20 protein-coding genes are annotated in these 23,095 nt (G+C 62.9%); 2 read left to right on the plus strand and 18 right to left on the minus strand.

Annotated features, from left to right (window positions below):
• Positions 1–130: 130 nt before the first annotated feature.
• From JWR89_RS20220 to JWR89_RS20250, 7 genes are all read right to left on the minus strand, one after another.
• The gene (locus tag JWR89_RS20220) at positions 131–1,183 is read right to left on the minus strand and encodes an Ldh family oxidoreductase (RefSeq protein ID WP_299719420.1); all 1,053 of its coding nucleotides are present in this window, start codon (positions 1,181–1,183) and stop codon (positions 131–133) included.
• A gap of 2 nt (positions 1,184–1,185) precedes the next feature.
• A complete protein-coding gene (locus JWR89_RS20225; RefSeq protein ID WP_299719423.1) occupies positions 1,186–2,067 on the minus strand; it encodes an alpha/beta fold hydrolase in 882 nt (293 codons plus the stop codon).
• Between the two features lie 76 nt (positions 2,068–2,143).
• Positions 2,144–3,046, minus strand: a complete 903-nt coding sequence (locus JWR89_RS20230) for a VOC family protein (RefSeq protein ID WP_299719426.1) — start codon at positions 3,044–3,046, stop codon at positions 2,144–2,146.
• 348 nt (positions 3,047–3,394) lie between these two features.
• Positions 3,395–4,099, minus strand: coding sequence for an FCD domain-containing protein (locus tag JWR89_RS20235; RefSeq protein WP_299719428.1), 705 nt, complete (start codon positions 4,097–4,099; stop codon positions 3,395–3,397).
• A 225-nt stretch (positions 4,100–4,324) separates the two neighbouring features.
• A complete protein-coding gene (locus JWR89_RS20240) occupies positions 4,325–6,193 on the minus strand; it encodes a dihydroxy-acid dehydratase (protein WP_299719430.1) in 1,869 nt (622 codons plus the stop codon).
• Positions 6,194–6,436: 243 nt separating this feature from the next.
• Complete coding sequence (locus JWR89_RS20245; protein ID WP_299719432.1) at positions 6,437–7,405, minus strand: tripartite tricarboxylate transporter substrate-binding protein; 969 nt, start codon at positions 7,403–7,405, stop codon at positions 6,437–6,439.
• A 71-nt stretch (positions 7,406–7,476) separates the two neighbouring features.
• A complete protein-coding gene (locus tag JWR89_RS20250) occupies positions 7,477–8,550 on the minus strand; it encodes a tartrate dehydrogenase (protein ID WP_299719434.1) in 1,074 nt (357 codons plus the stop codon).
• A 130-nt stretch (positions 8,551–8,680) separates the two neighbouring features.
• Between JWR89_RS20250 and JWR89_RS20255 the strand changes: the two genes are divergently transcribed.
• Positions 8,681–9,586 (plus strand): LysR family transcriptional regulator, encoded by a 906-nt coding sequence (locus JWR89_RS20255; protein ID WP_299719436.1) that lies wholly within the window; start codon positions 8,681–8,683, stop codon positions 9,584–9,586.
• 2 nt (positions 9,587–9,588) lie between these two features.
• On the opposite strand, the gene greA is transcribed toward JWR89_RS20255, so the two are convergent.
• From greA to JWR89_RS20280, 5 genes are all read right to left on the minus strand, one after another.
• Positions 9,589–10,071: a transcription elongation factor GreA gene (gene greA / locus JWR89_RS20260; RefSeq protein WP_299719439.1), complete on the minus strand. Its 483-nt coding sequence runs from the start codon at positions 10,069–10,071 to the stop codon at positions 9,589–9,591.
• Between the two features lie 87 nt (positions 10,072–10,158).
• Positions 10,159–11,217 (minus strand): 2-dehydropantoate 2-reductase N-terminal domain-containing protein, encoded by a 1,059-nt coding sequence (locus JWR89_RS20265; protein WP_299719442.1) that lies wholly within the window; start codon positions 11,215–11,217, stop codon positions 10,159–10,161.
• Positions 11,218–11,439: 222 nt separating this feature from the next.
• Positions 11,440–12,243, minus strand: coding sequence for an RMD1 family protein (locus JWR89_RS20270; protein ID WP_299719444.1), 804 nt, complete (start codon positions 12,241–12,243; stop codon positions 11,440–11,442).
• An 87-nt stretch (positions 12,244–12,330) separates the two neighbouring features.
• A complete protein-coding gene (locus tag JWR89_RS20275) occupies positions 12,331–12,906 on the minus strand; it encodes a GNAT family N-acetyltransferase (protein WP_299719445.1) in 576 nt (191 codons plus the stop codon).
• Positions 12,907–12,916: 10 nt separating this feature from the next.
• Positions 12,917–15,274, minus strand: coding sequence for an Orn/Lys/Arg decarboxylase N-terminal domain-containing protein (locus JWR89_RS20280; RefSeq protein ID WP_299719447.1), 2,358 nt, complete (start codon positions 15,272–15,274; stop codon positions 12,917–12,919).
• Between the two features lie 298 nt (positions 15,275–15,572).
• Here JWR89_RS20280 and ppk2 point away from each other — a divergent pair, with 298 nt between their 5' ends.
• Positions 15,573–16,499, plus strand: a complete 927-nt coding sequence (gene ppk2, locus JWR89_RS20285) for a polyphosphate kinase 2 (protein ID WP_299719450.1) — start codon at positions 15,573–15,575, stop codon at positions 16,497–16,499.
• 56 nt (positions 16,500–16,555) lie between these two features.
• Here ppk2 and JWR89_RS20290 read toward each other — a convergent pair whose 3' ends face one another.
• The 6 genes from JWR89_RS20290 to JWR89_RS20315 all read right to left on the minus strand — a co-directional run bounded on the left by JWR89_RS20290 (position 16,556) and on the right by JWR89_RS20315 (position 23,036).
• Positions 16,556–17,404 (minus strand): transglutaminase-like cysteine peptidase, encoded by an 849-nt coding sequence (locus JWR89_RS20290; protein WP_299719453.1) that lies wholly within the window; start codon positions 17,402–17,404, stop codon positions 16,556–16,558.
• Positions 17,405–17,720: 316 nt separating this feature from the next.
• Positions 17,721–19,235: an ATP-binding protein gene (locus JWR89_RS20295; RefSeq protein ID WP_299719455.1), complete on the minus strand. Its 1,515-nt coding sequence runs from the start codon at positions 19,233–19,235 to the stop codon at positions 17,721–17,723.
• A gap of 100 nt (positions 19,236–19,335) precedes the next feature.
• Entirely contained in the window at positions 19,336–19,743 is a 408-nt protein-coding gene (locus JWR89_RS20300; protein ID WP_299719457.1) for a hypothetical protein, read from the minus strand.
• Positions 19,740–20,945, minus strand: a complete 1,206-nt coding sequence (locus tag JWR89_RS20305; protein ID WP_299719459.1) for a glycosyltransferase family 4 protein — start codon at positions 20,943–20,945, stop codon at positions 19,740–19,742. Before JWR89_RS20305 ends, JWR89_RS20300 begins: the two co-directional genes overlap by 4 nt.
• Positions 20,946–20,955: 10 nt before the next feature.
• The gene (locus JWR89_RS20310) at positions 20,956–22,233 is read right to left on the minus strand and encodes a glycosyltransferase (protein WP_299719461.1); all 1,278 of its coding nucleotides are present in this window, start codon (positions 22,231–22,233) and stop codon (positions 20,956–20,958) included.
• A complete protein-coding gene (locus JWR89_RS20315) occupies positions 22,230–23,036 on the minus strand; it encodes a WecB/TagA/CpsF family glycosyltransferase (RefSeq protein ID WP_299719463.1) in 807 nt (268 codons plus the stop codon). Before JWR89_RS20315 ends, JWR89_RS20310 begins: the two co-directional genes overlap by 4 nt.
• Between the last annotated feature and the right edge of the window lie 59 nt (positions 23,037–23,095).

The following is a 23,095-nucleotide window of genomic DNA, read 5'->3' on the forward strand; positions in this document are numbered from 1 at the left end:
GGGTTGGGGAATCTCAACATCAACATAGTCGAGCACTTCAGGGCCGCCGGGGCGGTGCACCAGCACAGCTTTCATGATTGAAATCCGAATTCGGTTGCTACTGGTCTGCCGGATTGATTCATGCGGGCCTTCATCTGAGCGAGGTGGGGATAGCCACCGCGCGCTTCGTCGCCAGCGCGACGAGCCGCGATACCGTACCGGCGGCCAGCGGAATCCCGCCTTGCATCCGTTTGTCCAATTCCGCGTAGCCGCGCTCGCCGGGCAGGAAGACTTGGCCGGTGTCCGATGCAGGCGGAAGGCCTTTGATCGCCTGGCACAACTCATCGATGTCGCGCGTGAAGTCTGTCTTCTCGCCGAAGGCGGACGGATCGACCGCGATCACCAGACCATTGAAAGATGACTCTGTAGAGCCATTCAGAGACGGGGCTATGATCGAGTTGGTCACCAGCACGCTGGACAGGATTTCGATCATCAGAGAGAGGCCCGAGCCTTTGGGACCGGCCATCGGCAATACAGCCTTGACGGCTTTGGGGTCCGTCGTATCGGCGCCGTTCTCGTCGACGCCCCAGCCGTGCGGGATGGTCTTACCCGCGTCGCTTGCCGCCATGATCTTGCCCAGCGCCACGGCAGCCGTCGACATATCCAGCAGGATCGGTCGGTCGAGACGTGCAGTCGGTGCGGCAATGGCGATCGGATTGGTCGAAACGCCCTCCGCTTTCGATCCGAAATATATCATTAGGGGCTTCGACGCCGTCATCACGATGCCGATCATGCCGGCCTGCGCGACCTTTTGCGCGTAGTAGCCGACCGCACCGGCATGCGTGACATTCTTTGCGGAGCACCAGCCGATGCCACTCCGCGTGGCCAACGAGACCGCCTTGTCCGCAGCGAGGACCATGCCCACCGCACCGGGTGCGCGATCGGCGTCCAGGACCGCTATCGCGCCGAAGTCGGTGACCAACCGCGGCTCGGCGTTGGGATTGATGATTCCGAGCTCGACCATCTCGACGTAGCGCGGGATGCGCAGGACACCGTGAGAATCCGCGCCGCGAAGGTTGGCCCACACCAGAAGGTCAGCCGTCTGCGCGGCATGGTCCGGCACGAAGCCTCCCGCGCGCAGCAGGTCGGCTGAAAAGCCCCGAAGGGCCTCGCTGTCAACGATCCGTTTGCCGACCGCACTCATGGTCACGTTCCCAGGGGCGAAGGGAAGAACTTGTCGAGCCACCCCTTGATCATGATCTTGGTGCGCGGAGCGTCCTGTTCCGACAACGGGAAATGCGAAGTCCCGGTCACGAGCATGAGCTCGGCGGGCATGCCGGCCTTCTCGAACAGCCGTATCGACTGCTCGGTCGGGGTGATGCCGTCGTTTGCAGTATGAAAGAACAGCGCGGGCCGCGGCGCGATATCGGCGACCACATCGTCGGCGCGGAAATTGTACATGCTCCAAGCGGTCTCAACGGGGATTTCCATGATCGCCTTGGGAGACAGATTTTTGCGCAGGGGTTCCGGGATCGGCACGGCGTCGAACCGCGAGATCCACATGCTCTCGCCTGTTTCGGCCTTGTGCTTGCGGCCTTTCTCGAGGAGGCCCGTAAATTTGTCCCAGGCTTCCGGCGTCGGATGTTGTCCGCGGAATTTGCGTTCGCCGTCGCCCCAGCCGCAGGAAGAGATCACGCAGGCGAAACGTTTGTCGATACCGGCCGCGTAGACCGCGACCGCCGCACCAAAACTATGCCCGACAACGCCGATCTTTTCGGGATCGACCTCCTCGCGACCGGCCAGGAAGGTCAGCGCGTTCTTAGCATCGACGACCTGGTCGAAGCATCGCACCTGGCCCCGCTCGCCCTCGCTTTCGCCGCAGCAGCGGAAATCGAAGCGAAGCGCCACATAGCCCATGGCTTCCAGCATTCTGGCCTGTATTTCGGCGTGCGATTCGTCTTTCGATCCGACGAAACCGTGCAGGACAACGAATGCGGGCAAGCGCTGGCCCGGCTTTCGCCCCTCGGGCACATGCAGCACTGCCGACAGCTTCAGGCCATCGGAAAAGAACGAGAATTTTTCTTGCATGGGGTCGTCTCCGGAGCGGTCCGCTTGGATGATGGCGTGATCCCGCTACAGGCGGGCGAACTTGGCGAGGCGAGGTTCAGGCGATCTTCGCGAACGGGAAATGGTATTCTCGCCATTCCAGCGGCGCCGGGGTGCCCCACACGTTCATGCAGCGGACGTTTCCGGGACGCTCCAGGTTGGTGATGACGTTCGGAGTGAAATCATCGTCGTCGGCGACGAGCGCCATCTGACCTGAACACTCGATCATCGCGCCGCTGGCATCGGTATAATAGGCGTAGGTATTATCGCCGGGGCGGTGCCGGCCCGGTCCCCACAGCATCTGCTTGTCGGACCGATCGAGCAGGTCACCGAGCTTCAGATAGTCGTTGAATTCGAAGAATTCGAACGAATAGTGATGCAGGCCAACGTCGCCCTTCACGATGCCCAGGATGTGATGCTGGCGGTTGCCGCCGTACATCCAGCTCAGGCTGTCGTTCACCATCTGCTCGGAAAGCTTCATCCCGCCAATGGCACTCAAATGCCTTCGCGTGGCCTCGGGGTTGGGCGTGATGAGGTTGACATGGTCCATCCGGTTCGGGCCCACGCCGTGCGTGGCATGGCGGCGGTCGTAGATTCCGTTGCGGATCGGCGTGTGGATTTCGAAGCGAAGGCCTTCAGGGGTGGCGAACGTCACGCCGGCCTTCATGCAGTCGAGGCTTGGTTCGCTGGACAGGATGCGGCAACCCGCCGCCTCGATGCGCGTTTCCGCCTCCCGCACCGCTTCAGCTGTCAGGGCCTCGAGGCCGATGGTGTGAGCGGAGTTTTCGTCGGCTTCGATCAAGACCAGTTCGGCGGCTCGCCCGTTCGAACTCAGCCATACCTGCCGGTCGTCCCTGTGCGTGACGTGCAGCCCCAGTATCTCGGTGGCGTCGCGGATGACGCCATTGATGTCCGTGGTGTTGATCTTCATGTGCCCGAGGGCATGAACCAGGTGCGACATCACCCTCTCCCCAATGATTTTTCTTGAAACACTGCTATCGCATCTGAACGGACAGTTCAACGATTTTCGAAAATTTTTGTACGATCTTTCAAGAGGGGTGCGCTGCGCAGGAAAGTGTTCTTATAATGCTTGATTTTAGGCTTTCACGGCAGGCGCGCCGATCTGGCATGCCTCATGGGAAGGCTCTTAGCGAGGCCTGTTGGTAAGCGGGGCGAGCCAATAGCGGACAGCGTCATTTTATTTCGAAATTTGATAGATCTGTCGTTCTCGGCGGCAAATCGCGGCTCTCAAAAGCGCGGACCTTGCCGATTGCCGCCGGCAGAATGCCAAGGAACGTTGTCGATCCAGCTATTTGACGGGACCGAGAACATCCTTCGCGTACCTGATGACGTTGTCTGTCGTGCTGCGAATATGCTTCTCGATCAGTGCAATGGCCTGGTCAGAATCGCGGCTCACCGCCGCCAGCATGAGCGCGCGATGCTCGCCCGTCTTGTCCCGGCTGACAGGCCGATAGGCGGCCGACAGGCTCCGGTACCGTTCCGAACGATCATAAAGGGAATCTCGAATCGATAGCAGCGTCGGCGACCCGCAGGCGCCGACAAGGGATTGATGAAACTCCTTGTGCGCGCTTCGCCAACTCGGATCTTCCGCCGGAGAGCCGGACATGCGCTCTTCGATCTTGCCCAAGCGATGCAAGGCCGACATGACCGCGATTTCCCATTCGTCACCGCCCTTGGCAATCGACTGGCGCAGCACGTCGATCTCGATCAGGACCCTGGCGTTGGTGACGTCGATGAGGTCCTCAAGCGTTGCCGGCGCGACGTGGAAACCGCGCTGCCCCTCCATGACGACAAGCCCATCCGCGACAAGCGACGTCAGGGCCTCGCGCAAGGTCGTGAAGCTGACGCCGAAGCTGGAGCGCAACGGCTCGAATTTAAGCGCCTCACTAGGCTTGAGCCGGCAAGTGATGATCTCCTCGCGCAGGCGATGAGTGACGTCGGCTGCAACGGTATTGCCGAACTCCTTGCGCGATTTAACGACTTGAATGTTCACGAGCGTTTCCATGTCTTCAAGTCAAACGGTCGGCAAAGTTTATACGCCGGCTAAACGACACGCAATTTAATTTTCGTAATAATTGGTATTTTCGAAAAATGGTCGCGGCGTGCCCTGTATAGGAGCTGGATCATAGCCGAACTCAAACAAAAACGGCCCGCCGTGGCGGGCCGTTTTGCGCATGACGCAGATCGCGGTAGCGTCCCCACGCTTGAGGCGGCGGCCTTAGAAGGCCTTGTTCGCCTCCGGCCGATGCTTGTTGCGCGGCACGAATCCGGACCGGGTGGCTTCGCGGGGATGGCGGACCCACACCTCGCGGTTCGGGTGCAGACCAGCTCCGCGGGTCGCCGGCACGGCGCTCTGCCGGGCGCGGTGCAGCAGGCGGGTGTCCGCGACACCACAATTCGGATGGATGCCGCCATTGGCCGCGACCACCTTCTCCCATGCCGCCTTGCGCTTGGCGAAAATGGCCGGATCGGCTAGCTGCGTACAGTTCAGCTCGTCATTATTGAGATCCGCGATGATCTCGTCGCCGTCTTCCACAAAAGCGATGGGGCCGCCGAGCGCGGCTTCCGGACCGACGTGGCCGATCACCAGGCCGACCGATCCGCCGGAGAACCGCGCGTCGGTCATCAGCGCCACGACGATGCCGCGCTCGCGGCACAGCGTGGTGATCCGCGACGTGGGATCGAGCATTTCCGGCATGCCGGGCGCGCCGACCGGGCCATCGTAGCGCACGATGACCATGTCGTGGTTCTGGAAACGCTCCGGCGCCTTGTCGAGCGCGTTCAGCAGGCCCTGCTCGCCTTCGAACACACGGGCCTTGCCGCGGAACAGGTTGTTCTCCAGCCCGCCCTCGACGCCGGCCAGCTTCAGGATCGCCGAGAATTCCGGCGACAGATTGCCACCGAGCACGCGCAGACCGCCGGTGGGCTTGTAGGGCTTGGCGACCGTATAGATTACCTTGCCATCCGCGGGCTTGGTGCCGAGGCGTTTGACCTGCTCGGCCAGCGTCTCGCCGGTGCAGGTCATCACGTCGCCGTTGAGCAATCCGGCCTCCAGCAGCTCGCGCACGATCACCTGCACGCCGCCCACCGCGTCGATATCGACCATCGAATACTTGCCGTACGGACGCGCGTCGGTGAGTACCGGCACGACATATTGCGCCAGATAGTTGAATTCCGCCGGCGTCATGACGTCTTTCCAGAAGTCGGCAAAGCCGGCAGCGCGCGCGATCTCGGGCGCATGCAGCGTGACATTGGTCGAACCGCCGATCGCCATCGCAACAATGACCGCGTTGCGGATCGAATCGCGGACCACGATGTCGCGTGGCTTCAGGCCCTTCGCCATCATCTGCGCCAGGTATTCGACCAACTGCTCCGGGAATTCCTTGAGGCGGCGCGGATCATCGGACGGCGGCGCCACCATGTGCAGCGGCTGCATACCGACCACGCCGATGAAGGTCTGCATCGTGTTGTAGGTGAACATGCCGCCGCAGCTGCCATAGCCAGGGCAGGCATGGCAGGCGATATGCTGGCGATATGCCGGATCCGGGTTGCCGGCGACCTGATAGGCGCTGACGATGTCGAGCTTCTCGCCGGTGTTCGGGTCTTCGCCGGGATGGATCGGGCCGTCCGACATGATGATCGCCGGCTCGTTATGTTCGAGCAGGGCGGCCAGCGTGCCGACCGGCGGCTTGTCGCAGGCGACGACGGCGATGGTTCCGGCCAGCCCGGTAGCGCTGAGATGTTCGCATAGCGCATCGTGGGTCACTTCGCGGCCGATCAGCGAGTAGCGCATTTCGCGCGTGCCGTTTCGAATGCCGTCCGACGTCGCGATGGTGTATTCCGGTTGCACCAGGCGCAGCTTCAACTGGCCCGCGCCATTGCCGATCCGGCTCTTGAGGCTGGCGTGGATCGCATCCACCTTGGCGGCCACGCCCATATAGCACTGGCTGTCGCCCTTGGTGCCGACCACGCCGACCGACGGCTCGTGGATCAGGTCCGGATCGGTGCCGAGTTCGCGCGCAATTCCGATGGTTTGAGCGGAGCGGCCCGGATGATGGTCGATGAGGACGACGGGGGACTTTGACACGGCGAATTCCTTCCTGGCGGCGGCTCTTTTGGTCGACAAAGGCCTGTCGCCCGCAGCAGCAAGGATGCGGCTAACACCTTGCGGCAGCGGGCAGAATGCCGACCGGAAATGGTCCGAAATCGGCTGGCCCAGTGCATAACCCCCGGGGAACGCAAACACAATCAGATTGAGCCGTTCTAAAGCCTTGGCTGACTTGCGCCGCCGGGCGCACGCTTAGGGGCAGGACAAGGCGCTTTCTGGCGTTCAGTCGGCAAACTGGTTCGCCGCACGAATGATCGGCGCCCAGCGATCAACTTCGCTGACCAAGGTCGCCTGCAGGGCGGCTGGAGTTGCCTGGTCCTGCGGGACGGTTTCGGTGTTGATGTCGTTGAAGCGCTTCACCAGGTCGGGGTCGCGCAACGCCTCCTGCAGGGTCTGCGACAGCTTCTGCACGATGGCGTCGGGCGTCCCCTTCGGCGCGTAGATGCCGTGCCAGGCGCCGACTTCAAAACCCTTCAGGCCGGCCTCGTCGGCAGTGGGCAGGTCGGGCATCGACGACAGCCGGGTTTTCGTGGTGATGGCATAGCCCTTGACCAGCTTGCCCGCGATCGGGCCGGTGGTGTTGGTGGTCTGATCGCAGGTCAGGTCGATCTGTCTGGAGATCAGATCGTTCATTACCGGCCCGTTGCCCTTGTAGGGTACCGCCAGGATCTCCTTGCCGACCGCCATCATGAACAGCATGCCGCACAGATGCGACGCGGCGCCGAGGCCGGCATTGCCGAACGTCATTTTGTCGCCGTTGGCCTTGATATAGGTCACCAGCTCGGCCAGCGTGTTGGGCGGCAGGTCGGGACGGCCGATGATGGTCATTGGCGCGTTGGTGACCAGGCCAATCGGCGCGAACGCCGTCTTGGTGTCGTAGGGCAGCTTGCGATACAGCGTCGCGGCCGTCGAGATGCCGATGTGATGGATCAGCAGCGTATAGCCGTCGGGCTCGGCGCGCGCCGCGCGCGCGGTGGCGATGGTGCCACCGGCGCCCGTGGCGTTCTCGACGATGATGGTCTGGCCGAGCAGCTTGGACATCGTCACCGCGGTGACCCGCGCGACGGTGTCGGTCGGGCCGCCCGCGGCAAACGGCACCAGCAAGGTGATGGGTTTGCCGGGGTAAGTCTGGGCGTGCGCCGCAGTGGTCGCCATGGTGAATGCGATGGCAGCAATGGCTTTCAACTTCATATTCGCCTCCCTGTATTTTGTTTTGTCTCGCTCATCGTCCGCTTTTGCGGAGGATGCAATCCGACGTTCGTTCAGATGTTGGAGCTTTGGATCGCCTCGACCACGGCATCGGTGACGTCCTGCGTCGTCGCCGTGCCGCCGACGTCGGGCGTCAAGATGCCGGCGCCCGAGACTTTCTCCACCGCGCGCATCAGGCGCGCCGCGGCGTCGGTTTCGCCGAGATGATCGAGCATCTGCGCGGCGGTCCAGAAACTGGCGATTGGATTGGCGATGCCCTTGCCGGTGATGTCGAACGCCGAGCCATGGATCGGCTCGAACATCGACGGGAAGCGGCGCTCCGGATCGATGTTGGCAGTCGGTGCGACGCCGAGGCTGCCGGCCAGCGCACCTGCAAGATCTGACAGGATATCGGCGTGCAGATTGGTGGCGACGATGGTGTCGAGGCTCTGCGGCTTCAGCGTCATGCGCACGGTCATGGCATCGACCAACATCTTGTCCCAGGTGACGTCGGGAAATTCCTTCGATACTTCCTCGGCGATCTCGTCCCACATTACCATGCCGTGGCGCTGGGCGTTCGACTTGGTGACCACGGTGAGAAATTTGCGTGGCCGCGACTGCGCCAGCCTGAAGGCGTAGCGCATGATGCGCTGCACGCCGACGCGGGTGAAGATCGCCACCTCGGTGCCGACTTCTTCCGGCAGGCCGCGATGCACGCGACCGCCGCAGCCGGCATATTCGCCCTCTGAATTTTCCCGCACGATCACCCAGTCGAGATCGCCGGTTTCGACATTGCGCAACGGCGAGGTGATGCCGGGCAGGATCTTGGTCGGTCGCACATTGGCGTACTGGTCAAAACCTTGGCAGATCGGCAGACGCAGCCCCCACAGCGTGATGTGGTCGGGTACATCCGGCGCACCAACCGCACCAAAATAGATCGCGTCGAACCTCTTCAGCTGCGCCAGTCCGTCGGCCGGCATCATGATGCCGTGTTTGCGATAGTAGGCGGAACCCCAATCGAACGTCTCGACGTTGAATTTGACGTCGCCAATGCGCGTCTGCAGGCTCTCGAGCACGGTCGTGCCGGCAGCAATGACTTCGGGGCCGATGCCGTCGGCCGGAATCGCCGCGATGGAATATTCACGCATCAACCGTCTCCTCATCTGTTTGCTGCACCGCGTATCGCGCGGCCAGAGTCACCCTGCGGCCGGGTGGACTGCGGCTCAATCGCATTGGTTTATATAAAAAAATGATATAATCCGGGACAGGGGGAAACCGATGGACCTGCACCAGTTGCGCTGCTTCGTGGCAGCCGCCGAGGAATTGCATTTCGGGCGGGCGGCGCAGCAGCTCGATATGATGCCGTCGGCGCTCGGCCGCCATGTCCGAATGCTGGAAAACGATCTCGGCACGCGTTTGCTGACGCGGACCACGCGCAGCGTGGCGCTCACCGACGACGGAGCGGCGTTTCTCAAGCAGGCGCACGAGCTGCTGGCACAGGCCGACCGGCTGGCGGCGACGTTTCGCGCCGGAGCCCGGGCCCGCGCTGCAACCATCCGCGTCGGTGCCATTGACAGTGCTGCGGCTGGCCTGCTGCCCGCATTGCTGCACGATCTCCGGGACCAACTGCCGGATATCAGCGTGCAGCTCGTGGAGGACAAAACCATGCGGCTGCTGCCGCGGTTGCTGTCGGGACGGCTGGACCTTGCTTTGGTGCGGCCGCCTGAAAGCGCCGACAAGCGCCTTGAATTCCTGTTCCTGTTTCACGAGACCGCGGTCGTCGCGGTGTCCGAGCGCCACCCGTTGTCGGCGAAACCGAGTCTTACGATCGCCGATGTCGCGGACGAGCCGCTGATCGTGCCCGAGCGCCGATCACGGCCGCACAGCCACGATCTGACCATGAAGCTGTTTGCGGAAGCAGGCCTTCGCGCCCACGTGGTGCAGATCGCCGATGAGAAGCAGACCATCGTCAATCTCGTCGCCGCCGAACTTGGTGTTGCCATCGTCCCCCGATGGACGTCGCGCATGGCCGCGCGCGGCGTCCGCTATATTCCACTGGCGATGTCGGCGATGAACAAGCTGCCATTGGCCGCGGCCTGGACACGTGGCACGCGCGATCCGGTGCGGGACCGGCTGATCAAGATGCTTCAGGCCAATCTGTCACGCTATGCGACCGAAGCGTGAAATCAGGCGATCGCAATGATCTTGAGGTCCTGACCAGATATGGCAACCACATCACCGACAGTTTTACCTATCAGCAAGTGCGCCACCGGCGAGACAAAGGAGATCGAGCCGGACTTCGGGTCCGCTTCGTCCTCACCGACGATCCGGTAGGTCTGCACACGGCCGTCGTCACGGCTGAAGGTCACCGTGCTACCGAAGGCCACGGCGTCGGTTGATGTGGGATCGGGAATCACCTGAGCCGTCCGAACCCGCGCCGCGAAGTAGCGGGCGTCCCGCAAGGGGCCGGCCGCTTGCCGGCGTCGTTCATTTACGTCCTCGATCTTCTGCGCCGTCTCGTAGGCCTCGCGGGCCTCATGGAGCTGAAGTTCCAGCGCCTTCAACCCCGCTTCCGTCACGAGGTTGGGATGCGGCGAAACCGGGCGGTCGGGCAGCAGCGTCTCCGAGGCCGTTTCGGCACTATCTTCCTTGGTGAAAGCAACGCTCACGCCGGAACTCCTTTAAAGTGAGACATATAGGAACGATCGGCCCGCAATAAAGCCGCGGGCAAGAAGCGACAGCGCAGGTGATGCTGGTCAGATACCTGCGCCCGACTCGATCCTCTCGTTGAGCTTCTGGTCGACGATCTGCACGGTCCGGTCGATGTGGGCATTGGTCATGCCCAGTTGATGCGAGATCAACTTCACCAGCAGATCGACCCGTTCGATGAACGGCGCGCCATTGGCCACCGCGCGAGCTGCCGACGAAGGCTTGAGCAGGCTCTCCGCCGCCTTGGCGTACTTTTCAAACGGCACCTGGTCCTGCGGGTCAGCACCCAGACGTCGCGCGATGGCATCGACGTGCTCGTAGATCGACTGCGAGACCTTCAGGTCGTCGTGTACCGCGTTGCGGATGGCTTGCGGCTCCTCGGGTGTGATGCAGCGATAGTTGCCCGTCAGCAGCATCGACCACTTCGCCAGCGGCACGAACAGCGAGTCGAACACCTTCAGTTTGACCGGAACATCCTGGCCATCGAGCTTTACCGCGTCGATGTCGCTCTCGAGTTCGCGAAGCACCTTGTTGTGCGCTTCATCGGCGAACACCGCCGCCTTGAAATTGGTCGGCAGGCCGACATGCAGGACATTCGCGGCCTCTTCCGGCGGGCGGAACGCCTGCGGATCGGGTGAGCACAGGGTCACCAACCCCGGCTTGAAGCGCTCCCAGACCTGGGCGTTGGTATAGGCCTCTTCGAGATCCATATCCGCGAGCGCCGGGATTCGCTTGAGATAGGGCAGGGGCGGCATGTTCATGATCGACAGACACGGCAAATGGGCGGCCGCGATCTTGATCATCAGAACCCGGATGGTGTGGTTGGTGTATTGCGGCTCCTGCATGGCGAGACCGACCATATCGTAACGCGACAGATCGACGTTGTCGGGCGACGTCGCATCCAGTTTGCCGGGCAGGTCGCGCGAGAAGATCGCCCGGTGGGTTGGCTCGTCACGCAGCTTGATGCGGACCTCGGTGCCGTCGCGGTTGATGAGTTCTGCGGTGTTTTTTCGGCAGACGAGGGTCACGTTGTGGCCGGCCATCAGCAGCTTGGTTGCCAGCAATGAGCCATACGAGGCTCCCAGAATCAGAATGTTGCGTGCCATGGTGTCTCGTCCCAGATTTTTGATCCCGTCCAACGGCTTGGCGGGCTTTTTTGCAGCGGACGCGGACCCTACTGCATCGCCGCGCGGCGATCCAGATGGCAGATTTTAGGCGGACCTGCGGTCCAGGCCGCCGGGCGGGGCCGCTGCGGGAGGGCTGCTCATTCGCGACAAGCCCATCAGATGGCCCGCCGCTCAAGTGCGCTTGTCGGGTTCGGTCAAAGCTCAGTGAGAACCTTTGCCGATAAAAATCTGGTAGAAGCTGGTCGCTATTTCAATCGCGATAAGTATGACGACAATGAGCTCCAGTCGAAGCGAGCGTCGGGTATCGATGATATCCGCCAGGGTCTCTGCCGTCTCGGCAATGACGGCAACCTTTCGATCGAGCGTCTCGACACGCTCTTTCAGTTCATATTCGTCTTCCAGGCGGGCATACAAGCGCTCGAGATCGGGGCGATCCCACAACGCGTCGGGCTTCTCCGCCACCGCCACGCGACCGGACACCCGGTGCTGAACCAGCAAAGCATTGCCGATCAGCTTCAGGATCTCGGTTCGATTGCGGCGGGTCCGTCCGCGGGTTGCCAACTCCGCCGCAAAGGGCTCGATGATGCCGAAGACTTTCGTCACCTCGCGCTCGTCGCTCGCCAGCGCCACGCTCTTGGCGAGGACGTCCGCGACGATCAGCATTCTCGGTGAGGACAGGTCTGCGAGCTTGATCGGGCCGCCTGCGGCGATCTGGTCGTCCGCCTTTCCAGCGATCTCGACCGTCGTGCTTTCTTCCTCGGCGACGCCGAGCCTGCCCATGACCCGGTTCGATATCGAGCTGAGAAAAGCAACCTCTTCCGCCGTGGTCGCGCCGACGAAAACTGCCACGCCATAGCGGAACAGAACGGCAGCGCCGCCCGCACCGGTACGGATAGCGAGGGGGACAGCCGAAATGATGTCTCCCTCAAAATTGGACGTGTTGATGCGATCACCAAGATGAAGGGCGTGCACCGAAATACGGCCAGCGAACTCTGAATTGATCATATCGAGGCCCTAGCGGTCGGGTGTGCAACGAAAGCGAATGCTTGCAAGCGGCGTGGGCAGATATTCGAAAATAATGTCGAATACCGGTTAGCGTCCGAAAGGCGGCAGCGGCGGAGGAGTGGCGGAGCCGGTGGCAAGCGAGCGTTGGACCATGATGGTATCCGCCCAGCGGCCGTGCCGGTAGGCGACACCGGGCAATAAACCCACTCTGGCAAATCCGAATTTCTCGTGAATACCAAGGGAGGCGACGTTGTCGGCGTCGATATAGCCGATGATTTGACGGAAGCCCGCCGCGGCGCAGACGTCGATCAGTTCGCGCATCAGGCGTTGTCCGATTCCGTGACCGACATGCGCATCATGGATATAGATCGAATGCTTGACCGTATAGCGATAGGCCGGTCGTTTGCGGAACAGCACCACATAGGCATAGCCGACGACTTCTCCGCCCCGCGTCGCCACCAGATGGGGGAAGCGGCGGCTGCGCAGGTTCTTGCGCCGGTCGCGCAGATCGTCGGGCTGCGGCGTCTCGGCGTCGCTGACGCCTTCGTCGATGCCGTGGCGGATATGGCGACGATAGATCGCGAGCATGGCCTCGACATCGGTATCGCGCGACGGCCGCACGACGATGGATTGTTCGCTCCCGTTCGGTAATTCTGTTTGCATACGTGCTCCGCTATTCGCTGACCACGTAGGTGTACAGCCGGATTACGCCGTTCGCATCCACCTTGCGATAGACACCCTGGATCTCGACGTCGAAGCCGGGGAACGTGTTGAAGCAGGTCTGGAACATCTTGAGATAGTCGATCATCGGCTGCGCCCGCTCGCTGAGGCGCTCGCCGGGCACGATGGTCGCGATGCCGGGCGGATAGACTACGAAAGGCGTGGTGGCGATGCGGCCGGCGATCTCGTCGATGGGCAGGTAATCGACGTCATTGCGGACCAGGCAGCGCGCGGCGGCGTGGGGCGAGATCGCGATCTCCGGCAGATGTTCGGACGCGAATTGCTTCGCCTGCAGGGCGCTGACATCGGCGTTGCGGAAGAAACGATGCATGTCCGCGCAGAGATCGCGCAGCCGTACGCCGGCATAGCGCGCCGGCCTGCGCCTCGCGAATTCGGGGATGGCATCTTCGAGCAGCGCGTTGTCGTCGTGCAGCTTCTTGAAGGCGACAAGGCCGCTGATCAGTGTGCCGGCCTTGCTGGCCTCGACGCCCGGCGTCAGCAAAAAGAGCAGCGAGTTGAGATCGTTCTTTTCCGGGACGATGCGGTTCTCGCGCAGGAACTGCGCCACCACCGGCGCGGGGATGCCGTGCTCGGCGTAGCCGCCGGTGGCGCGATCGAAACCGGGTGTCAGCAGCGTCAGCTTGTTCGGATCGGTCATGGCGAAACCGGCCGCCATGCCCGGGAAGCCGTGCCAGGCGGCGCCTGGCGCTAGCTGCCAATAAGACGGGTTGGTCGCCAACTGGTCTGTGCTGACGCTTTCCCAAGGCACATTATGGACACCACCTTCGTGGGAGGCGTCGGGAATCTCGACGCGTTCCGGCACGAAGGGCTCGAAGAACCAGCGTCGCTCGGGGCGCGTTTCCTTTTCCTCGAATTCGCGGCGGACCGCCCGGATCTTCTTGCGCAGCTCGATGCCGAGCCGGATGGTGTCGTCCCACAGCACTTCGCCCGATCTTCCCTTCATCATCTGCGCGCCGACGTCGAGCGAGGCGAACAGCGGATAGAACGGCGAGGTGGATGCGTGCTGCATGAAGCTTTCGTTGAAGCGGCGGTGCTCGACCCGCCGCTTCTGGCCGCGGATGTGGCGATCCTTCATGTGGATCTGCGACGCCTGCGAGAAGCTGGCGAGCTGCTTGTGCGTCGACTGGGTAGCGATGATGCCCGGCGAGTCCGGGCCGAGGTCGCCGAGCCCCATGGCAAAGCGGCCGGCATAGAGCGGATGGAACTTCATGAAGCCTGCCCAGGCTTCGTCGAACAGGATGTAATCGCAGAGATGGCCGATGCGCTTGATGATCATCTCGGCGCTGTAGATGGTGCCGTCATACGTGCATTGCTCGATCACCGCGACACGGAACGGGCGCGGGCGTTTCCAGGCCTCCGGATCGGTCACCAACGGGTTGGCGCGGATGCGCTCGCGCAAGGCTTCTTCTTCGAACGCCCCCCAGTTCATCGGGCCGATCAGGCCCCAGGGATTGCGTACCGTGGGCACGTAGATCGGCACGCCGCCACTGATCATCAGCGCGCCGTGCAAAGCGGCCTTGTGGTTGTTGCGATCGAACAGCACGAGGTCGCCATCGGTCACCAGCGCCGACAGCGCGACCTTGTTGGAGGTTGAAGTGCCGTTGAGCACGAAATAGGTCTTCTCCGCGCCGAAGATTTTGGCGGCCTCTTTCTGCGCCTGCAGCGCGGGGCCTTCGTGGGTGAGCAGGTCGCCGAGATCGAGCACCGAGTTGTCGAGATCGTCGCGGAACACGGCCTCGCCAAGGTGTTCCATGAACACCCGCCCGATCGGGCTGCGGCTGTAGAACACGCCGCCATTATGACCGGGGCAGGTCCAGAGCTGGTTGCCCTCTTCGGCATAGTCGACCAGCGCTCCGAAGAACGGCGTCTTCAGCGTCTCGGCGTACTGCTTCAGGCGGCTGACGAGATTCTTCGCGATAAAGGGCGGCGTTTCTTCCGACAGGAAGATATAGCCGTCGATGAAATCGAGCACCTCGACCGGGACGTCCTCGAAGCGCTTGCGGCGGATCAGCAAGATGATCGGGAAGTCGAGGCCGCGGCGCCGCATCAGGTTGATCAGCGCCGCCGTCTTGCCTTCCAGGCCTTTCTTGCCCCAATCCACCACCATGCAGCCGATTGCGGCGTCGGTCTGGACCGCGATCGCGGCGTCTTCAAGCTTGCGCGCCTTGACGACCTCGAAACCGGAGCGCTCGATCTCATCGACGATCTGGTTCAGGCGGACGCCCTCGAGATCGTCCGCGTCAAACGTCGGCATCGCGAACAGGAAATTGAAGCGCTTGAAATAGTCCATGTGGGCACCGGTTGTTTTTTCTGTGCGATGTCTCGCTGCGATACATGACGATTCGGTGACTAAGGCCACCAAAAGATGCTTCGGGCCGGAAAAGATACGAAGAGCCATTGGCCTGCTGCAGCGCGCGACCTCCGGTTGTAGCAGTTGGGGCGTTTTTCCACGCCACCTTGGTCATTTTACACGCCGATACGCGGAAGGCGGCATTTGGTCCCGCCCTGGCGCAAGTCCGGGCTCCGTCACACCGCTGACATTTCCATTTGCACATAACGGGGGATCGATCCAGCAACGGAACACTTCCATGACCGAGCACTCTGCAGACGACGCCCGCGCCATTCACGATCGCATTCGCGAAGAGATGCTGGACGGCTTCGACGAGGAATTGGAGCTGGAAATCGACGACGATCGGCTGGACGCGCTCACCAATGAAATGTCCGGCCACAGCCCGGCGGAGACCGTCGATCGACGTCGCTATTTCAAGGAGCTGTTTCGCTTGCAGGGCGAGTTGGTGAAGCTGCAGAGCTGGGTGCAGCATAACAAGCTCAAAGTCGTGGTGATTTTCGAGGGCCGCGACTCGGCCGGCAAAGGCGGCGTCATCAAACGGATCACGCAGCGGCTCAATCCCAGGGTCTGCCGGGTTGCGGCGCTGCCGGCGCCGAGCGAGCGCGAGCGCAGCCAGTGGTACTTTCAGCGCTACGTCTCGCATCTGCCGGCGGGCGGCGAGATCGTGCTGTTCGATCGTAGCTGGTACAACCGCGCCGGCGTCGAGCGGGTGATGGGCTTCTGCACCGAAGACGAGGTGCAGGAATTCTTCCGCTCCGTGCCGGAATTCGAACGCATGCTGGTGCGTTCCGGCATCATTCTGATCAAATACTGGTTCTCGATCACCGATGAGGCGCAGCACCTGCGCTTCAGCATGCGTATCGCCGATCCGCTGAAGCAGTGGAAGCTCAGCCCGATGGACGTTCAGGCGCGCAGCCGCTGGGAGCAATACACCAAGGCAAAGGAAGCGATGCTGGAACATACCCACATCGCGGAAGCGCCGTGGCATGTGGTGGAGGCCGTCGATAAGAAGAAGGCCCGGCTGAACTGCATCGCGCACCTGCTCGAGCAAATTCCCTACCAGGAAATCCCGCAGGAGCCAGTGCTGCTACCCGTCCGCGTTCGCAATCCGGATTATCACCGCACCCCAGTTCCGCCGGAGATGTACGTGCCGTCGCGCTACTGAACAAACGGCTGGGCCGCTCGCGCGAGCCGGCTTGTTGTTGTGCGTACAAGCGGCCGTCAAAGGACCGGGTCGATCAGCCCGAATTTGATCGACAGATTTTCCGGCAGGTCGGACATTCGGAAGCGGTTGGCCGGATCCACGTCATTGATCGCCGGCGGCTTCGGGGTGGTGTCCACCCGGCGCACCCATTGATCGCCGAGGATAAAGAGGGGATCAAGGTTCGTGCTTCCGGCGTCGTCCCGGACGTCGATGGCAATGTTGTCCAGAATCAGCCAGCGCTGCTCCAGGCGCACCGCCGCGACGGCGTGGTTCTCACGGGTGCCGCGGTCATAGGCGACCACGAGGCGAAGATCGTCCGGAGACACGCCGAGCTGGATCAGCGCTGCGTATTTGGCGATCGCGTAATCCTCGCAGTCTCCGGCGCCGGATGTGAAAGTCATCAGCGGCGTCGCCCAGAGCTCGGCCTGGCCGTATTGCGCGAGGTCGGTCATCGGACGTATCGCCAGATTGATCGCGCGATTGACCGCTGTGATGCGGGCGAGGCCGGTCAGGTTGCGGCTCGTCTCGATAAGGCTGAGGAAAAGCGTTGGCGCCGTGGCGCACGACGCGGGATCCCGACGGCATTCGTTCAGGGTCTGGTACTCCCTGGCAAGCCCGGTCTGGACGTCTTGCCATTTTCGGATCAGCCCGCCGCTGCTGATGCCGGTCGTCGCATTCCCAAACGGCTCGGCCGTTTTTTCGTCGGCGCCAAGGTTCGGCAAATTCCCGAACGGTATCGACGGCAAAGAGCGAGCGGCGTAGGAGCCCGATCGATCCAGTGCGGCCGATGCCGGGCTCCAGGCAGCCGAGAGGTTGAGACACAGCGCAATAGCCGGCGCCATGACGCGCCATTGAGAGAGTACCATTTAACGCCCCTGCGGCGGGGCGTTGTGCCGAGCTTGAGCTCGATCTTCCCTCGCTGCATGGACAGGGTAGGACTAACCTCTCTTTTGATACTTAAGAGCGGACCGGTGCCAGCTCGCCTTGCGAAAATTTGGTTGAGGTCGAATTAATCGGATTGCTAAATATTCTGGTATTAGTCGCGACGACGGTCATGCGATGCGAAAAGGCCGTGTTTCGGCTTCGGGCGAACCGCGGACTTTTCTAGCGGGCGCGCAAAATGGTTACCGATTTATGGCCGCTGTAACGCGAGTGTCGTTTCTGAACGCGGTCGCGAGTGCCCTATAACGGCAGATCGCTGCAGTCTTGGTCCGCAGGCTGTTCCTCAGCGTTGGGGTCGCCCGGCGCGGTCGCCCAGGCCAGTTCGACGAGCGTTACGATCCGGCGTCCGGCACCGTCCAACTGGCAAACGATCAGGCCCTGCTCTTCGATATAGGTCAACAGACGCCGCGCACGGCGCAACGAGTGCGAGCCGTAGGCACGGGCGATCGTGGCATCGCTCGGGCAGGGCCAGCCCTCCTTCGCGGCGCGGGCGATCATCATGAATACACCCTGCATGTCTTCGGGCAGAATGGAGGCGCGGACCGAGACATCCTGCCAGGTGTCGTCCTCCGCCATACCGGAGCTGAGCCCGGCGCGGGCGCGGGTCAGCATGTGACGGAAGTCGTTGAGATCGGGCACCGCCGATCCCAGGCCGGCAATACGGCAGCGGACCACGAACTCCTGATAGAGAACGCCAACGGCGCGGAAGCCTGCCTCGGGCTCGGCCATCACGGCGCGCAAAATGACGTCCACGCGTCCCTGCCGTTCCGCCAGTTGCTCGGCGCTGATCGGCTGCGCCACCGTTTCGGGCCGAATTTCCAGCGCCGCGGATTTAGCCGCCATCAGCTGGCCGAGCAGGTCCGGCGACGGCGGGGGCCGGCGCGGCTGCCGGACCGGTTCCGGCGGCGGAGCCGCCAGGATCATCGCATGGGCGTCCAGCGTCGCCTCCGGCAACGGCATCAGCCGCGGAGTGGCATTGCGCGGCTGGGTATCCGTCGCGCCGATGCGCAGCCCGAGGGGGCGGCGCGACAGCGCTGGGCCCAGCGCCATGAATTGGCCGCGCTCGAGGTCCCGGAAAGCTTCCGCCTGTCGCCGCTCCATGCCGAGAAGATCGGCGGCGCGCGCCATGTCGATATCCAGGAAGGTTCGGCCCATCAGGAAGTTGGAAGCTTCGGCAGCGACGTTCTTGGCGAGCTTCGCCAGTCGCTGGGTCGCGATGACGCCTGCCAATCCGCGCTTGCGGCCCCGGCACATCAGGTTCGTCATGGCGCCGAGCGAGAGTTTGCGCGCCTCGTCGGAAACCTCCCCGGCCACCGCCGGCGCGAACAGTTGCGCTTCGTCCACCACCACGAGCATCGGGTACCAGTGGTCGCGCGAGACTTCGAAAAGCCCGCTGAGGAACGCGGCGGCGCGTCGCATCTGGTTCTCGGCGTCGAGCCCCTCAAGATTGAGCACCGTGGAGACCCGGTGGATGCGCGCCCGCTCGCCGGCGACCTGCAGGCCCCGCTCGGTATGTTCCTCGGCATCGATCAGAAGATGGCCGAAATGCTCGGCCAGCGACACGAAGTCGCCCTCGGGGTCGATAATGGTCTGCTGCACCCAGGGGGCGCTCTGTTCCAGCAGCCGGCGCAGCAGGTGGGATTTGCCCGAGCCGGAGTTGCCCTGCACCAGCAGGCGGGTCGCCAGCAGTTCCTCAAGGTCCAGAGTCGCCGGGGCGCCTGCCGTCGTGTGTCCCATCTCGATCGCAACGGTCATATCGACTCAAAGGCTCCCTGCAGAGAGGGGGCTTACCAACCTGATCGCGGCCCGTCGAGCGCACGATGGACCTGCGCAGGCGTCGCGGCGGTCGATGATGTCAGGACAAGCCCTTGATCTTCCGGCAGGAAGTCGAGGCATCCGACGACATGCGGATGATGCCGAGCACGGTTTTCGTCACGGCGAGGTCCTTGCGGGTCAGGAACCGCAAGGTCGCGCGCGGATAGCTGTTGCAGAACTGCGAAAGCGTTGCCGCGGTGGCCGAAATGCTGTCCTGCTTGGGGACGACGGCGATGCCGCCATCTTTCAGGAGATAGGCGTCCTTGACGTTGGCCATGGCGGAAGCTGCCACGCAGGTCTTGAACAGTTCATCGTAGCTTTGCGCCGGCATCGGCAGATCCCCCGCCAGGCTGCCGAGCAGATATTCGCGGCTTTTGCCGCAGTTGTCCGCGTGAGCCGCGCCGCAGCCCAAGGCGAGGAACAGAAAGATGCCTGCAAGCCGCCTCATGCGCTAACCGCACCGGGAGCTGCCGCATGGCGATGTTCAGGGGCCGCGGTATCGATGGCCTCGCCAAGCTGCGGTAGTCCGTAGGTTTCGGCCGCGCAGCGTTCCCACGACAGCGTGCGCGCATGGGTGGATGCCCCGGCTGCGAGGATCGATCGCGTGTCGCTGTCCACCGCCAGTTCGGCGATTGCGGCGGCGATGGCCTCGACCTCCGGCGCCACGAGGAGCCCGCTTTCATCAGCCAGCACGGCGTCGGAGACGCCGCCGATCGCCGTGGCGACGCTAGGCAAGCCGGTCGCCCCGGCCTCCAGATAGACCAGCCCGAAACCTTCGACGCGGCCCGATGAGTCGGGAACGCCGGTGAGACAAAAGAAATCGGCTGCGCCGTAGATGTCGCGGATCGCTTCGTTCGACAGCGCGCCCAGCAGGCGAACGTCACAACCGGACGTCTGGATGAGACGCTGCAGTTCGGCGACGTAATCCGACTCGCCGTTCGGCCCGATCACCAGCCAAGTCATGCGCTGGCGAACATCGGCAGGAAGTGCGTTCAACGCGGCCAGCGTCAGATGATGTCCCTTGCGGCGCGTGATCCGCGCCACCGTCACCATCACGACGCGGTCCGGCGCGATGCGCTGAGCCTGACGCGTCGCGTCGCGGCCGGGTCCCGAACCGAACCAGAAGCCGGAGACGCCGAGCGGGATCGCCTTGATGTGCCGCGGATCGATGGTGAACCGTGCGCGGAACAGATCGCGCGTGTAACGGCTGTTGGCGGCGACTTCGGTGCGTGGTCCGAACACACCGGCTGCCCGGATCGCCAGACGCTTGAGCGGGGTCTGGGTCTCGTTGATTTCGGTGCCATGCACAGTCATCAGCAACCGTGCGGGGGTGAGGCGGCGCGCCAGCGCGACGGGAATGAAGAACGGCCAGTCGGCGGCATGCACAACGTCATAACGGCGTCGGCGGAGCAGCGTATCGGCGAGCCGGATTTTTGCCGGCAAATCCCGCATCGAATGCAGCCCGCCGCGAAACCGCTGGACGGCAAAGGGCAGAGCGCTATCGGCAGCGGAAGTGTCCTGCGCGTAGTCTGGCGCGACCACGGTGACGCGTGCACCCAGCGTCGTCGCAGCCGCGGCCAGCTCACGCGTATAGGTGCCGATGCCGCCCTGGGCCGGCGCGAACTCGCTGGTGAGCATCAGGATATTCACGCGTAAGACCTCACGCAGATGAAGCCGCAAGCGTCATGGCGCGCGAGTTCTGGATCTCCTTGTGGTAGCGGTAGACGCGAGCCAGCTGCGTGTTTGGCGTGAACGCCGAGATCGACTCGGCAATCACTTCCGGACTCATCGTGCCGGCCGCGATAGCATCGCGGACTTCGACGAAGCGCTGCGCAAGTGTGTTGGCCCTGTCGTCGATGGAGCCGGTGCGCGAGACGAGAAATCCGCTTTTGCCATCATGGATCACCGGCTCGAGCTGCGGCAGATGCATGGCGACCACCGGGCGCCCCACGGCCAGCGTTTCCAGCACGCAGCGCGGCATGCCCTCGAATTCGGAAGTGAGGATGCCGGCGTGGGCCGACGCCAGCGTCGCCGCCATTCCCGCCGCGTCCTTGAAGCCGTGGCGGGTCGTGATGTCTTCGATCGCAGCAAACTCCGGGAAACGGTGCGGGTCACTGGTGCCGATATAGTGAAACTCCAGCGCGCCCTGCAGCCGTGCGCGTAGCTGGGCGATCGTCCGGAACATCAGCGGCGGATCCTTGAACTCGTCGAGGCGCCCTGCGAACACGATCCGGAATGGCTGTCCCGCGGCGGGGAAGGGCTGCGGCTTGAAAATTTCGGTGTTGACCCAGGTCCACAGCGTATCGATCTTCTGCTTGCGGCGCGGATAGGTCTTCTGCAGCCGCTCGGTGATGAACGGATTAACGCACAGAAATTTTTCGCTCATCGCCACGGCAAAGCGCTCGCCCACATCGTGGACGAAGGAGTATTTCCGCAGCAGCGAATCCATCTGCATCTTCGGCGCGCCCTCGCCGTGCAGCATCTGGATGAACGGCAATCGAAGCAGCGCCGGCAGCCAGGAAAATTCAACGCGGCGCAGATCGATCGAGCAGCGCCGGGCGCGAATCACTTTCGAAACCGCGCCGAAGTGACGCAACAGCGCGACAAAGAACTGGCCCGTCAGCGACGAGCGGATCGTACGTGCGGCCTCGCGGGCCTGACCGTCGGAATAGTGCAGAATCGGCAGAAAATCGAAATTACGGCCGCGAAAGGTCAATCGATGAATTTCGCCGAGCTTCAGATCGCCGATCGAATCGACGCCGACGAACAGCAGATCCGTATCTTCCGGGTGAAAGGTAATGAAGTCGCGAATATAGGTTTCGAGGCCGCCGACTTTCTCACCGCGCGGGTCGAACGGATGAATCAAGCATATCTGGTATCGCTGCGGCGCATGGCTCACATTTCGCGCGCGCTGCGCCAACGTCAGAGTTGAGATCATGCGGCTTTCCTCATGCGTGCTTTGAATATCTGTGGAAGGCTTTGCGCCACCAGTTGCGGCACGGTGGCCACACAGCGGGCATAGCGGGGCGCGAGGCGCCTGGGATTCTGCAGCATGCGCCACGCCCACTCGAGTCCGTACTTCTGCGAAAATTCGGGCGCGCGGACTTGCGTGCCCGCGATGAAGTCCAGCGCCGCGCCGATGCACAGCAGGCCGGTTCCGTTCAGCGAGTCCAGGCAGCGGGCCGCGAAAACCTCCTGTTTCGGTGCGCCCAGCGCGACGAAACAAAGTTTGGCGCCGGAGCTGCGGATGGTGTCGATGGCGCGGTCGGCTTCATCGGAATTGGGATCAAAGCCGGGACCTGGCGCCAGCGTTCCCGCTATTTCCAGTCCATCATAGCGCTCGCGAAGACGCTGCGAGGCCGCGGCGAGCGTCGTCTCGTTCGAGCCGAACAAGAAAATCGGCAGCTTGTTCTTGCCGGCTTCGCGGCACAGCGGTTCGACGAGGTCGGCCCCGGTAGTTCGATCCGTCCGGCCGCCCAGCAGGCGGCTCAGAACGACGATCGGAAAACCGTCGGCTGTCACAAACCGGGCGCGACGATAGGCGCCGAGGAAGGCGGGGTTGTGCTGCAACTGATCGACATGGTCGAGATTGAGCGTGCAGACGCTGAAGTTGTCGCCGTGCTGTGCCGCGGACACGATGGCTGCGACACCTTCGGGAATCGAGTGAACGTTGACGGTAATACCATCGACGCTGAGGTCGAGGGGATGTGGATTTGGCACTTCCAAGGTGTCGATCTCCAATGACGTGGGCCGGCTTCACGGAACGAAAGCCAACAACATGTCCGTCGCGGCGGTGACGA

Source organism: Tardiphaga sp., from assembly GCF_028290785.1.
Taxonomy (GTDB): Bacteria; Pseudomonadota; Alphaproteobacteria; order Rhizobiales; family Xanthobacteraceae; genus Tardiphaga.

Coding starts and splice junctions, on each gene's coding strand:
- JWR89_RS20310 (WP_299719461.1), bottom strand. CDS start 22,233: ATGATCTCAACTCTGACGTTGGCGCAGCGCGCGCGAAATGTGAGCCAT.
- JWR89_RS20290 (WP_299719453.1), bottom strand. CDS start 17,404: ATGGTACTCTCTCAATGGCGCGTCATGGCGCCGGCTATTGCGCTGTGT.
- JWR89_RS20270 (WP_299719444.1), bottom strand. CDS start 12,243: ATGATCAATTCAGAGTTCGCTGGCCGTATTTCGGTGCACGCCCTTCAT.
- JWR89_RS20275 (WP_299719445.1), bottom strand. CDS start 12,906: ATGCAAACAGAATTACCGAACGGGAGCGAACAATCCATCGTCGTGCGG.
- JWR89_RS20225 (WP_299719423.1), bottom strand. CDS start 2,067: ATGCAAGAAAAATTCTCGTTCTTTTCCGATGGCCTGAAGCTGTCGGCA.
- JWR89_RS20280 (WP_299719447.1), bottom strand. CDS start 15,274: ATGGACTATTTCAAGCGCTTCAATTTCCTGTTCGCGATGCCGACGTTT.
- JWR89_RS20245 (WP_299719432.1), bottom strand. CDS start 7,405: ATGAAGTTGAAAGCCATTGCTGCCATCGCATTCACCATGGCGACCACT.
- JWR89_RS20300 (WP_299719457.1), bottom strand. CDS start 19,743: ATGAGGCGGCTTGCAGGCATCTTTCTGTTCCTCGCCTTGGGCTGCGGC.
- JWR89_RS20250 (WP_299719434.1), bottom strand. CDS start 8,550: ATGCGTGAATATTCCATCGCGGCGATTCCGGCCGACGGCATCGGCCCC.
- JWR89_RS20255 (WP_299719436.1), top strand. CDS start 8,681: ATGGACCTGCACCAGTTGCGCTGCTTCGTGGCAGCCGCCGAGGAATTG.
- JWR89_RS20230 (WP_299719426.1), bottom strand. CDS start 3,046: ATGTCGCACCTGGTTCATGCCCTCGGGCACATGAAGATCAACACCACG.
- JWR89_RS20265 (WP_299719442.1), bottom strand. CDS start 11,217: ATGGCACGCAACATTCTGATTCTGGGAGCCTCGTATGGCTCATTGCTG.
- JWR89_RS20220 (WP_299719420.1), bottom strand. CDS start 1,183: ATGAGTGCGGTCGGCAAACGGATCGTTGACAGCGAGGCCCTTCGGGGC.
- ppk2 (WP_299719450.1), top strand. CDS start 15,573: ATGACCGAGCACTCTGCAGACGACGCCCGCGCCATTCACGATCGCATT.
- JWR89_RS20295 (WP_299719455.1), bottom strand. CDS start 19,235: ATGACCGTTGCGATCGAGATGGGACACACGACGGCAGGCGCCCCGGCG.